The organism is Bordetella ansorpii (assembly GCF_900078705.1).
In the GTDB taxonomy this organism is placed as follows: Bacteria; Pseudomonadota; Gammaproteobacteria; order Burkholderiales; family Burkholderiaceae_B; genus Bordetella; species Bordetella ansorpii_A.
In genome coordinates, this window is sequence record NZ_FKIF01000010.1 from 209,455 (window position 1) to 222,690 (window position 13,236).

The 13,236-nt window shown below is 68.8% G+C and carries 8 protein-coding genes and 1 pseudogene; all 9 read left to right on the forward strand.

The window, feature by feature from the left end; all coding sequences use genetic code 11:
* The first annotated feature begins 7 nt into the window (after window positions 1-7).
* Entirely contained in the window at window positions 8-3,826 is a 3,819-nt protein-coding gene (putA, locus tag A6745_RS25430) for a trifunctional transcriptional regulator/proline dehydrogenase/L-glutamate gamma-semialdehyde dehydrogenase (RefSeq protein ID WP_066133701.1), read from the forward strand.
* Between the two features lie 15 nt (window positions 3,827-3,841).
* Window positions 3,842-5,455 (forward strand): amidohydrolase family protein, encoded by a 1,614-nt coding sequence (locus A6745_RS25435; RefSeq protein WP_066133705.1) that lies wholly within the window; start codon window positions 3,842-3,844, stop codon window positions 5,453-5,455.
* Complete coding sequence (locus A6745_RS25440) at window positions 5,433-6,431, forward strand: CobW family GTP-binding protein (RefSeq protein ID WP_066133708.1); 999 nt, start codon at window positions 5,433-5,435, stop codon at window positions 6,429-6,431. The genes A6745_RS25435 and A6745_RS25440 overlap by 23 nt, the downstream gene beginning before the upstream one ends.
* 164 nt (window positions 6,432-6,595) lie before the next feature.
* Window positions 6,596-7,660 (forward strand): extracellular solute-binding protein, encoded by a 1,065-nt coding sequence (locus tag A6745_RS25445; protein WP_066133710.1) that lies wholly within the window; start codon window positions 6,596-6,598, stop codon window positions 7,658-7,660.
* Window positions 7,661-8,105: 445 nt separating this feature from the next.
* Window positions 8,106-9,254, forward strand: a complete 1,149-nt coding sequence (locus A6745_RS25450; protein WP_066133711.1) for a branched-chain amino acid ABC transporter substrate-binding protein — start codon at window positions 8,106-8,108, stop codon at window positions 9,252-9,254.
* 265 nt (window positions 9,255-9,519) lie between these two features.
* The gene (locus A6745_RS25455) at window positions 9,520-10,371 is read left to right on the forward strand and encodes a branched-chain amino acid ABC transporter permease (protein WP_407922755.1); all 852 of its coding nucleotides are present in this window, start codon (window positions 9,520-9,522) and stop codon (window positions 10,369-10,371) included.
* Window positions 10,368-11,447 (forward strand): ABC transporter permease subunit, encoded by a 1,080-nt coding sequence (locus A6745_RS25460; protein WP_066133717.1) that lies wholly within the window; start codon window positions 10,368-10,370, stop codon window positions 11,445-11,447. Before A6745_RS25455 ends, A6745_RS25460 begins: the two co-directional genes overlap by 4 nt.
* A 43-nt stretch (window positions 11,448-11,490) precedes the next feature.
* Window positions 11,491-12,255 (forward strand): annotated as a pseudogene (locus A6745_RS25465) (ABC transporter ATP-binding protein); the annotation flags it as partial.
* 176 nt (window positions 12,256-12,431) lie between these two features.
* Window positions 12,432-13,136 carry an ABC transporter ATP-binding protein gene (locus A6745_RS25470; protein WP_231886108.1) on the forward strand — a complete coding sequence of 235 codons (705 nt, stop codon included), beginning with the start codon at window positions 12,432-12,434 and terminating at the stop codon, window positions 13,134-13,136.
* The last annotated feature ends 100 nt before the right edge of the window (window positions 13,137-13,236 follow it).

Consider the following 13,236-nt stretch of genomic DNA (forward strand, 5'->3'; position numbering starts at 1 on the left):
ATCCGTCATGGTCAGTACAACTCTTGGCGTCAAGGTGGACGACGCCTTGCGTGACCGCCTGAAAGCGGCCGCGCAGAAGCTCAACTGCACGCCGCACTGGCTGCACAAGCAGGCGTTGCTGTCTTATCTCGACAAGATCGAGCGCGGGCAGTTGCCCGCCGAGATGGCGCACCTGGCGGCCGACGAGGCCGTGGGCGAGGACACCGACCTCGCGGCCTCGGCCGCCACTCCGCCTTTCTTCGAGTTCGGCCAGGACGTGCAGCCGCAATCCGTGCTGCGCGCGGCCATCACGGCCGCCTACCGTCGTCCCGAACCCGAATGCGTGCCGCTGCTGCTGGGCCAGGCGCGCATGCCCAACCCTGAGAAGATCCACGCCATGGCCGCCGGCCTGGTGCAGGCCCTGCGCGGCAAGCGCACGGGCGGCGGCGTGGAGGGCCTGATCCAGGAATTCTCGCTGTCCAGCCAGGAGGGCGTGGCGCTGATGTGCCTGGCCGAGGCCCTGCTGCGCATTCCCGACCGCGCCACGCGTGATGCGCTGATCCGCGACAAGGTGGCCCGCGGCGACTGGAAGTCGCATATCGGCGGACGCCAGTCGCTGTTCGTCAATGCGGCCACCTGGGGGCTGATGCTGACGGGCAAGCTGGTCGCCGTCAACAGCGAGCAGAACCTGTCGCGCGCGCTGACGCGCCTGATCGGCAAGGGCGGCGAGCCGCTGATCCGCAAGGGCGTGAACCTGGCGATGCGGATGATGGGCGAGCAGTTCGTGTCGGGCCAGACCATCTCCGAGGCGCTGGCCAACAACCGCAAGATGGAAGCCCGCGGCTTCCGCTATTCGTACGACATGCTGGGCGAGGCCGCCACCACGGCCGACGATGCCGAACGCTACTACGCCTCGTACGAGCAGGCCATCCATGCCATCGGCAAGGCCGGCGCGGGGCGCGGCATCTACGAAGGTCCGGGCATCTCGATCAAGCTGTCGGCGCTGCACCCGCGCTACGCGCGCGCCCAGCGCGAACGCGTCATGGCCGAATTGCTGCCGCGCGTGCGCGAGCTGGCGATCCTGGCGCGTGGCTACGACGTGGGCCTGAACATCGACGCCGAAGAGGCCGACCGCCTGGAGATCTCGCTGGACCTGCTGGAGGCGCTCTGCCACACGCCCGAGCTGGACGGCTGGAACGGCATCGGCTTCGTCATCCAGGCCTACCAGAAGCGCGCGCCGTTCGTCATCGATTTCGTGATCGACCTGGCGCGCCGCAGCCGCCACCGCATCATGGTGCGGCTGGTCAAGGGCGCCTACTGGGATACCGAGATCAAGCGCGCCCAGGTCGATGGCCTGGAAGGCTATCCCGTCTATACCCGCAAGATCTACACCGACGTGGCGTACCTGGCGTGCGCGCGCAAGCTGCTGGGCGCGCCCGAGGCCGTCTATCCGCAGTTCGCCACGCACAACGCGTACACGCTGGCGGCCATCTACCAGCTGGCGGGCCAGAACTACTATCCCGGCCAGTACGAGTTCCAGTGCCTGCACGGCATGGGCGAGCCGCTGTACGAAGAGGTGGTGGGCGCGGTGGCGCAGGGCAAGCTGAACCGCCCCTGCCGCATCTACGCGCCGGTGGGCACGCATGAAACGCTGCTGGCCTACCTGGTGCGCCGGCTGCTGGAGAACGGCGCCAATACCTCGTTCGTGAACCTGATCGGCGACGAAAGCATTCCGGTCGACCAACTGGTGGCCGATCCGGCCGAGGCCGCCGCCCGCGTGGTGCCGCTGGGCGCCCCGCACGAGAAGATTCCGCTGCCGCGCGAACTGTACGGCCAGGCCTCCAAGGGCGAGCGCATCAACTCGGCCGGCCTGGACCTGAGCAACGAGCATCGCCTCAGTTCGCTGTCGGCCGCGCTGCTGGCCAGCGCCGCCACCGCCTGGCGGGCCGGCCCGATGCTGGGCGAGGCTGCCGCGTGGAACGACGAGCGCGCCGCCGACGTGCGCAATCCCGCGGATCACCGCGACGTGGTGGGGCGCGTCATCGAGGCCGACGCCGGCGAGGTCAAGGCCGCCTTGCGCGAGGCCGCCAACGCCGCGCCGATCTGGCAGTCCACGCCCGTCGAGGCGCGGGCGCAGTGCCTGCGCCGGGCCGCGCAACTGCTGGAAGAACGCATGCAGGGCCTCTTGGGCCTGATCGTGCGCGAGGCCGGCAAGTCGCTGCCCAATGCCATCGCCGAAGTGCGCGAAGCCGTCGACTTCCTGCGCTACTACGCGCAGCAGATCGAACGCGAGTTCGGCAACGACACGCACCGTCCGCTGGGCACCGTGCTGTGCATCAGCCCGTGGAATTTTCCGCTGGCCATCTTCACCGGCCAGGTGGCCGCCGCGCTGGCCGCGGGCAACACCGTCATCGCCAAGCCGGCCGAGCAGACGCCGCTGATCGCCGCGCAGGCGGTCGAGATCCTGCGCCAGGCGGGCGTGCCGGCCGGCGCGGTGCAGTTGCTGCCGGGCCGGGGCGAGACCGTCGGCGCCGAACTGGTGGCCAGCCCGGGCGTGCACGGCGTGATGTTCACGGGGTCGACCGAGGTGGCGCGCCTGATCGCGCGCGCCCTGTCCGAGCGCCTGGACGACGCCGGCCGCACCATTCCGCTGATCGCCGAGACCGGCGGCCAGAACGCCATGATCGTGGACTCCTCGGCGCTGGCCGAGCAGGTCGTGGCCGACGTGCTGAACTCGGCCTACGACTCGGCGGGCCAGCGCTGCTCGGCGCTGCGCGTGCTGTGCGTGCAGGAGGACAGCGCCGATCATGTGCTGACCATGCTGCGCGGCGCCATGCGCGAACTGCGCGTGGGCAATCCCGACCAGTTGTCCACCGACGTGGGCCCGGTGATCGACGCGGAGGCCCGCGCGGGCATCCAGCGCCACATCGAGGCCATGCGCACGGCGGGCCGCCGCGTGGACCAGATCGAGATGGACCCGCGCACCCGCTACGGCACCTTCGTGCCGCCCACGCTGATCGAGCTGAACGACCTGGGCGAGCTCACGCGCGAGGTGTTCGGCCCGGTGCTGCACGTGCTGCGCTATGCGCGCGATGACCTCGACGGCGTGCTGGACCAGATCAACGGCACCGGCTATGGCCTGACGTTCGGCGTGCATACGCGCATCGACGAGACCATCGCCAAGGTCACCGGCAAGGTCCACGCGGGCAATATGTACGTGAACCGCAACATCGTGGGCGCGGTGGTGGGCGTGCAGCCGTTCGGCGGCGAAGGCCTGTCCGGCACCGGCCCCAAGGCCGGCGGCCCGCTGTACCTGTACCGCCTGCTGGCCGTGCGTCCCACGGGCCTGCCGGCCTGGGCCGAGGCCTCGCACGACCAGCCGCTGGCGATCGCGCTGCCGGGCCCCACCGGCGAGCAGAACACCTACCGCCTGCTGCCGCGCGGCCGCGTGCTGGGGGTGGCCGCGACCGAGACCGGCGTGCAGGCCCAATGGGCCGCCGTGCAGCTCACCGGCAATGCCTTGCTGCTGCTGGATACGCCCCTGGCCCGCCAGTGGCGCGACAGGCAGGATGCCGCGGCGCGCGAGCGTATCGAGCTGGCTCAGGAGGCTGACATCGACAGCGCCGAGTACGGCGCGGTGCTGTTCGAAGGCGACAGCGATGCGCTGCGTGAACTGAACCGCCGCGTGGCGGCTCGCCCCGGCCCGATCCTGTCGGTGCAGGGGCTGACGCCGGATGCGCTGGCGGCGGGCGCGGCCTACGTGCCCGAGCGCCTGCTGACCGAGTGTTCCCTCAGTATCAACACCGCCGCCGCAGGCGGCAACGCCAGCCTGATGACCATCGGCTGACCGAGGAGCGATTCCATGTCCACAGACAATCCCCATGCCAATGCCGAGGTCGGCGAAGAGTCGCGCGACCTGAACGCCGCCAAGGGCTGGCATCCGCCGCACGCGGCCAGCGCGCGCGACCGTGGCGACGGCCCTTACGAGCGCCTCGTGCTGCGCGGCGCCACCATCATCGACGGCACCGGCGCGCCGCCGTGGGGGCCCGTTGACATCGTGGTCGAGCGCGATCGCATCGTCGCCATCGTCAACGTGGGCACGCCGCACAAGGCCATCAACCCGGCGCGCCGTCCGGCCGCGGGCGAGCACGAGATCGATTGCCATGGCAAGTACGTCACGCCCGGCTTCATCGATTCGCACGCGCACATCGGCACGCCGTACCACTCCATGAGCGGCGAGGTGCCGCCCGCCGACTACATCTACAAGCTGTGGCTGGCGCACGGCGTGACCACCATCCGCGAGATGGGGTCGATGAATGGCCTGGGCTGGAACCTGGAGCAGAAGCGGCTGGCCGCCAGCAACCAGATCGCCGCGCCCAACATCGTGGCGCACGTGGTGTTCCCGGCGGTCAACGATCGCGTCAAGACCATCCACACGCCCGAGCAGGGCCGCGAGTGGGTGCGCAAGCTGCATGCGCGCGGCGCCGACGGCATCAAGTTCTTCGGCGCGCCGCCGGCCATCATGCAGGCCGCGCTGGACGAAGCCCGCAAGCTGGGCCTGCGCTCGGGCTGCCATCATGCCCAGATGGCGGTGACGCGCGTGAATGCGCTGAAGTCGGCCGAATGGGGCCTGACCAGTTCCGAGCACTACTACGGCCTGCCCGAGGCGCTGTTCGAGACGCGCGTGGTGCAGGACTTCCCGACCGACTACAACTACAGCGACGAGTACTACCGCTTCTCGTTGGCCGGCCAGACTTTCATGCAGGCCGCGCAGCCCGGCAGCGCCAAGTGGCGCGAGGTGATGGACCGCTTCCTGGAGGCGGGCCATACCTTCGTGCCCACCTTCAACATCTACGACGCCAACCGCGACCTGATGCGCGCGCGCCGAGCCGACTGGCACGACGACTACACCTGGAAGGCCGTCTGGAAGTACTTCCAGCCGCAGCGCGGCGGCCACGGCGCCTACTGGTACCGCTGGAGCACCACCAACGAGATCGAGTGGAAGCAGAACTACCGCCTGTGGATGCAGTTCATCAACGAGTACAAGAACCTGGGCGGCCGCGTCTGCGCGGGCAGCGACTCGGGCTTCATCTTCCAGATCTACGGCTTCGGCTTCGTGCGCGAACTGGAGCTGCTGCAGGAGGCCGGCTTCCATCCGCTGGAAGTGCTGCGCGCGGCGACCTCGCTGGGCGCCGAGCTGCTGGGCATCGAAGAGGACACGGGCTCGGTGGACGTGGGCAAGCGCGCCGACCTGCTGATCCTGGACCAGAACCCGCTGCAGGACTTCAAGCTGCTGTTCGGCACGGGCGCCATGCGCCTGAACGACGACACCGGCGAAGTCGAATGGAAGCGCGCGTTGCGCCACACCATCAAGAGCGGCGTGGTGTACGACACCGAACAACTGCTGGCCGACGTGCGCGAACTGGTGCGCGGCAGCTGGGATGGAGATCCGGATGGTCCCCCCCACACCCGTTGACCTGGTCATCCTGTCGGGCTTCCTGGGCAGCGGCAAGACCAGCCTGCTGGTCGATTTCCTGCAAGGGGAAGACGCGGCCGACACGGGCGTGATCGTCAACGAGGCCGGCGAGATCGGCATCGACGGCGCCATCGTCGCGGACAGCAAGGACGACGTGCTGATGACGCTGCTGGCCAACGGCTGCGTGTGCTGCTCGTTGCGCAGCAGCCTGGTGCACACGGTCAACGCGCTGCTGGACGCGCCGCGTCCCGAAGGACATGGGCCGATCAGGCGCATCATCCTGGAGACCAGCGGCCTGTCGAAGCCGGGTCCCATCATCGCGTCGCTGGCCGATCCCGAACTGGCCGCGCGCGGCCTGCGCCTGACGGTGGTCACCACCTATGATTGTTCGGCCGGCGCGCTGGGCGACCAGCAGTTCGAAGAGGCGGCCGCGCAGTTCGCCGCCGCGCAGCGCATCGTGCTGACCAAGACCGACCTGGTGACCGAGGGCGAACTCGGCGCGCATCGCGCGCGGGCGCAGGCGCTGAATCCGCTGGCGCGCATCGTGGCCGGCACCGACCGCGCCTGCGCGGTGCGCGAGGCCTTCGCCGCGCTGCCGGGCGCGCAGGCCGTCGACCTGGCCCTGCGGGCGCTGCGCGAAGCGGGCACGGCCGGACCGTTGCGCCATCCGCGCATCCGCGTCTGGACGGGTGGCGCCACCGGCGACATCAGCTGGACCGATTTCTCGATGTGGCTGGACGACCTGGCTGGCTTCTGCGGCGACCGCCTGCTGCGCGTGAAGGCGCTGCTGCGCGTCACCGATTGCGCGGAACCGATCCTGATCCAGGGCGTCGGCACCACCTTCGGCATGCCGCGCCGCATGGCGTCGGCGCCCGCCGGCCAGGACGTGCTGGTGGTGATCACGCGCGACCTGGAGCTGGCCGACCTGCGGGCCATGGCGCCCGACGCGCCGGTGCAATTGCGGGCGCTGCCGTAGCAGGCCCGCGCGGCGCGTATCACCAGTAGGGGTTATCGGTAGTACCCGGGGGGTTTCACCACGGGCAGAATATGGTTGCACAGGTCATCGAAACCCACCGCAGCAGCACGTCAGGCAGTTCAATCACTTCTTCAGTAGTACCCATGCACGCAAAGAGGACAAATATGAATTCACGGGGAATGCACCGCCGCAGCTTTCTGAAAACCGCATCCGGCCTGGTGCTGGCGCCCGCGCTGCCGATGATCCCGGGCCTGGCTCACGCCGCCGGCGGCAGCGTGGTCGTGGGCACCTGGGGCGGCGACTACCAGAACCTGCTGCGCCAGTACATCGAGCCCACCGCGCAGAAGGCGGGCATCGACGTCACGTTCGACACGGGCAGCGCCGTGGCCCGCGTGACCAAGCTGCGCGCCGAGCGCAATGCCCGCCGCGGCAGCATGGACGTCGCGCTGTTGGGCGAGGTCGATATGTACGATGCCGCGCAGGCCGGCGCGCTGGCCACGGTGAAGGAAAACGCCAAGTATCTGCCCAACCTGGGCAACGTGTTCGAGCAGTTCCGCACGCCGTACTCCATCCCGCATATCTTCAGCGCGATGGTGCTGGTGTACAACACCGAGAAGTTCCCGACCGCGCCGGATTCGCTGGACGTCATGCTGGACCCGAAGAACAAGGGCCGCGTGGGTTTTTCCGACATCCTTTACCAATACAACGGCGTGTTCGTGGGCGCGGGCGGTGCGGGCGACAAGTTCGACAGCTACGAGCCTGGCAAGAAGTTCCTGGCCGAGTTGAAGAAGAATTCGCCGCGCGTGTATCCGTCCAACGAGGCCGTGGCCGCCGCGTTCAAGTCGGGCGAGATCTGGGTGGCCGCCATGTGGAAGGCCCGTGCGCTGCAATGGCGCGATGCCGGCCTGCCGCTGGACTTCGTGATCCCCAAGGAAGGCAGCATCCCGGTGGTGTTCGAAGGCGCGGTGGCCAAGAACTCGCGCAATGGCGAACCGGCATGGGGTTACCTGAACGCGATGCTCGACCCGGCCGGCCAGGTCAACTTCGCGCGCGCCATGGGCTATGCCCCGACGGTGCGCAACGCCGACCTGCCCGAGGACCTGCGCAAGCGCGTGAGCTTCACGGAAGCGGAGTTGAAGCGCATTCGCCAGTACGATCTGCCGAAGCTGACCAAGGAGAAGGCTGCTTTCCTCGAATATTGGACGAAGTCGTTCAAGGCCGATCTGTAGAGCGAGCCTCGCTTTGCATATGAGGGCGGTGGGATGAAGATCCTGCCGCCTTTTTTTTCGGTGCTTGTGTGTGTGCTATTGGCGCCCCGCTGCGCTCTGTTGGGCTCGGCCCGGCCAATTGGAGGGAGGGCAGCCCCGCGCAGCGGGGCCGAGGGCGCCTGGTGGCGCGCCCGAGCCGAGCGACTTGGCCGGGCCGAGCCCAACAGAGCGCACCGGGGCTCGCGATGGATTCATGCATCGGATGCCTTGGTGCCGAGGGCAGCAGACAGGCACCATTTCAGCGCACACATCCAGCCCCCTTGTCTGCACGGGTTATCGCCAATATCGATGCGGTTTTACCCAAGGGCAAAATTCCGGTGCAACTGGCCGCCCTGGTCAGCCTGGCGGCCGCACCACAAGTGGCGGGACGACCTGTACCCTCCCTCAGACCCCTGGAGGCTCTTCGATGTTTGCTTTTCCTCGACAAATCCTGGCCGCCGGCGTTGCCGCGGCCTGCCTGGCTGGCGGTGCGGCGCACGCGGCCGATATCAAGTTCGGCTTTGCCGCTCCGTTGACGGGCCCGCAGGCGCACTATGGCGAAGACATGCAGAACGGCCTGACGCTGGCCATCGAAGAGGCCAACAAGCAGGGCATCAAGGTGGGCGGCTCGGCCGCGCGCTTCGTGCTGGTGTCGCGCGATGACCAGGCCGATCCGCGCGTGGGCGTGCAGGTGGCGCAGCAACTGGTGGACGAGGACGTCAACGGCATCCTGGGCCACTTCAATTCGGGCACCACGATTCCGGCTTCGCGCGTGTATCACGATGCCGGCCTGCCGCAGATCGCCATGGCGACCTCGCCCGAATACACCAAGCAGGGCTACGACAACACGTTCCGCATGATGACCAGCGACACCCAGCAGGGCGCCGCGGTCGGCAAGTTCATGGTCGAGAACCTGAAGGCCAAGAAGATCGCCCTGATCGACGACCGCACGGCCTATGGCCAGGGCCTGGCCGACGAGGTCGAGAAGGCGGTGAAGGCCGCCGGCGGCACCATCGCGCGCCGCGAGTACACCACGGACAAGGCCACGGATTTCAATGCGATCCTGACCAACATCAAGGGCGCGGCGCCGGACGCTATTTTCTACGGCGGGTTGGATGCGCAGTCCGGTCCGATGAAGCGCCAGCTGGTGGCGCTGGGCATCAAGGCGCCGCTGGTGTCGGGCGAGATGACGCGCAGCGACACCTTCCTGAAGCTGGCGGGCGACGCGGCCGACGGCACCTATGCCTCGCTGGCCGGCGTGCCGCTGGAGCAGATGAGCGCCGGCAAGGAATTCGCGCAGCGCTACGAGGCGCGCTTCAAGAAGGCGCCGGGCGTGTACGCGCCTTATGCCTATGACGGCGCCTGGACCATGATCGACGCCATCCAGAAGGCGGGGTCGGCCGATCCGGCCAAGTACCTGCCGGCGCTGGCCAGGATCGAGCGCAAGGGCGCCACCAGCGAACACATCGCCTACGACAAGAACGGCGACCTGAAGGAAATCTCCGTCACCATCTACCAGGTGCGCGACGGCAAGTGGCAGATGGTCCAGACCATGGTCAGCCAGGCCAACCAGTAAAGGCCCGCGGCCTTCGCGTATCGCCGGCGAGGGTGCGCCGGCGGTTTACACTGCCGCCCGATTGGCGCGGCGCGGCCTGGAAGGACGACCTGCGCGGCGGTCACGCAACCGCGCGCGGGGTACGGCCTTCAAGGTCCGGCCTGCATGCTCCGGCCCTCGCGCCCGAGCCGTTCCTTCCAAAGGCCCCATGGATATCTTCACGCAGCAACTCATCAACGGCCTGACCCTGGGCAGCGTGTACGCGCTGGTCGCCCTGGGCTACACGATGGTCTACGGCATCATCGGGCTGATCAATTTCGCGCACGGCGACGTGGTCATGCTGGGGGCCATGACGGCCACCATGATCGCGGCCTCCCTGATCGGCGCCGATCCCTCCGTGTCGGCCTTCGCCGTCATCGGCCTGGGCCTGGCGGCCGCCATTGCGCTGTGCATGGCGGTGGGCTGGACCGCCGAGCGCGTGGCCTACCGGCCCCTGCGGCGCGCGCCAAGGCTGGCGGCGCTGATCACCGCCATCGGCGTGTCCATCATTCTGCAGAACGTGGCCATGATGGTCTGGGGCCGCAATTACCTGAGCTTCCCGCAGGTGTTGTCGCCGCGCGTATTCGAGCTGGGCGGCGCGCGCATCAGCACGCTGCAGGTCGCCATCATGCTGATCGCCGGCGCCATCATGGCGGGGCTGGTGGCCGTGGTGCACCGCACCCGCCTGGGCACGGCCATGCGCGCCACCGCGCAGAACCGCGAGGTGGCGGGGCTGATGGGCGTGAACATCAACACGGTGATCTCGGCGGCGTTCCTGATCGGCTCGGCGCTGGCCGCCGTGGCGGGCGTCATGGTCACTACCTACTACGGCGTGTCGCAATACACCATGGGCTTCATGCTGGGCCTGAAGGCGTTCACGGCGGCGGTGCTGGGCGGCATCGGCAACCTGGGCGGCGCCATGGTCGGCGGGCTGCTGCTGGGCGTGATCGAGGCCATGGGCTCGGGCTACATCGGCGACCTGACCGGCGGCTTCCTGGGCAGCCATTACCAGGACGTGTTCGCCTTCGTGGTGCTGGTGATGGTGCTGATCTTCCGCCCGTCCGGCCTGCTGGGCGAGCGCGTGGGAGATCGCGCATGACCGCCAACCCGATACGCTGGGCGCCGCGCCAGATCGCCGCCATCGTCCTGATCGGCGCGGTGCTGGCCGTGCTGCCGTTCGTGCTGGGCCTGGCGGGGCAGGGCTGGGTGCGGATCCTGAACTTCGCCCTGCTGTACGTGATGCTGGCCGTGGGCCTGAACATCGTGGTGGGCTTCGCCGGCCTGCTGGACCTGGGCTACATCGCCTTCTATGCGGTGGGCGCCTACACCTGGGCATTGCTGGCCTCGCCGCACTTCGGCCTGCACCTGCCGTTCTGGGCCATCCTGCCCATCGGCCTGGCGGTGGCCGCGCTGTTCGGCGTGATGCTGGGCGCGCCCACCTTGAAATTGCGTGGCGACTACCTGGCCATCGTCACGCTGGGGTTCGGCGAGATCATCCGCATCTTCCTGAACAACCTGAACGCGCCGGTCAACATCACGAATGGTCCGCAGGGCATCAACCGCATCGATCCCTTCATGATCGGCGAGTTCACCTTCAGCCGCGCGCAGACCATCCTGGGCATCCGCTTCACGGGGCCCGAGAAGTACTACTACCTGCTGCTGGCCATGGTGCTGCTGATCCTGCTGGTGTGCGTGCGCCTGCAGAATTCGCGCATCGGCCGCGCCTGGGAGGCGATCCGCGAAGACGAGATCGCCGCCAAGGCGATGGGCATCAACACCCGCAACGTGAAGCTGCTGGCCTTCGCGATGGGCGCGTCGTTCGGCGGCGTGGCGGGCTCGATGTTCGCGGCCATGCAGGGCTTCGTCAGCCCGGAAAGCTTCAGCCTGACCGAGTCCATTTCCATCCTGTGCATGGTGGTGCTGGGCGGCATGGGCAATATTCCCGGGGTGATCCTGGGCGCGCTGATCCTGGCGGCCTTGCCCGAGTTCCTGCGCGCGGTGGTCGAGCCCGCGCAGCGCATGCTGTTCGGCGACGTGGTGCTGGATCCCGAAGGCATCCGCATGCTGCTGTTCGGCCTGGCGATGGTGCTGGTGATGTTGTTCCGCCCGGCCGGGCTATGGCCCTCGGCCGTGCGCCGGCGCGAGCTGGCCAGCCGCGAAGGAGGTGCGGCATGAGCGGGATGACGGCAGTCGGGACCCCGGCGCGGGAGGTGCTCGCATGACCGCCTTGCTTCGCGCCCAGAACCTGAGCAAGCGTTTCGGCGGCCTGCAGGCCCTGTCGGAAGTCAGCTTCGATATCCAGGCGGGCGAAATCTACGGACTGATCGGCCCGAACGGCGCGGGCAAGACCACGCTGTTCAACGTGCTGACCGGCCTGTACGTGCCCGAGTCGGGACGCTGCGTGTTCGACGGCGAGATCCTGCTGGGCCGCAAGCCGCACGAGGTGGCGCATGCGGGGCTGGCGCGCACCTTCCAGAACATCCGCCTGTTCGCCAATCTCAGCGCCATCGAGAACGTGATGATCGGCCGCCACGTGCGCACGCATGCGGGCGTGCTGGGCGCCGTGTTCCGCACCCGCGCGCAGCGCGAGGAAGAGGCGGCCATCGAGGCCCATGCGCACAGGCTGCTGGATTACGTGGGCATCGGCGCGCGGGCCAACGACGTGGCGCGCTCGCTGTCCTATGGCGACCAGCGTCGCCTGGAGATCGCGCGGGCCCTGGCCACCGATCCCAAGCTGCTGGCGCTGGACGAGCCGGCCGCCGGCATGAATGCGTCCGAGACGCGCGTGCTCAGGGGACTGATCGAGAAGATCCGCGACGATGGCGTCACGGTGCTGCTGATCGAACACGACATGAAACTCGTGATGGGCCTGTGCGACCGCGTGCTGGTGCTGGAATACGGCAAGGTGCTGGCGATGGGCCGGCCCGCCGAGGTGCAGAAGGACCCAAGGGTGATCGAGGCGTATCTGGGGGCGGGCGCGGCGGCGGGTGCAACGGCGGGCGCAGCGGCGGGTGCCACGGCGGGCGCAGCGGCGGGCGCAGCGGCAGCAGCCGTGCCTCCTCCCGCCGGCGGGACATCGCGGCGGGAGGGGGCACGATGACCCAGGCAACGATGAATACGGCCGCGCCTGCCGCCACCGGGCCCGGGGCCGCCCACGCCATGCTGGCCCTGGACGACGTCCAGGTGGCCTACGGCGGCATCCGCGCCGTGCGCGGCGTATCGCTGCACGTGGATCCCGGCGAACGCGTCTGCCTGATCGGCGCCAACGGCGCGGGCAAGAGCACCACGCTGCGCGCCATCTGCGGCCTGGTGCCGCTGGCCGGCGGCGCGGTGCGCTACGACGGCCAGTCCATCGGCGGCGGCCCGCCGTTCGAGCTGGTGCGCCAGGGGCTGGTGATGGTGCCCGAGGGCCGCGGCATCTTCGGCCAGCTCACCATCGAGGAGAACCTGTCCATGGGCGCCTACGTGCGCCGCGATACCGAGCAGATCAAGCGCGACGTCGAGCGCGTGTTCGAGCTGTTCCCGCGCCTGGCGGAACGCCGCCGCCAGGCGGCCGGCACGCTGTCGGGCGGCGAGCAGCAGATGGTGGCCATGGGCCGCGCGATGCTGGCCCGGCCGCGCCTGCTGCTGCTGGACGAGCCCTCGATGGGCCTGGCGCCGCTCATGGTGGAAAAGGTCTTCGAGGCGGTGCGCATGATCGCCGCCGAGGGCGTGACCATCCTGCTGATCGAGCAGAACGCGCGCCTGGCCCTGGAACACAGCGACCGGGGCTATGTGATGGAGTCGGGCGAGCTGACGCTGTCCGGCCCCGCCGCGCAACTGCTGGACGATCCGAAGGTCCGCGCGGCCTATCTGGGCGAGTAGCGCCGCGTGCGTGGTATCTTGTCTCTCATGGCCCACGCGCGCATCGCCCGAATTATTCGAACCCAACCATCGCTGGTGGGTTAGCGCGCGTCCGTATTGC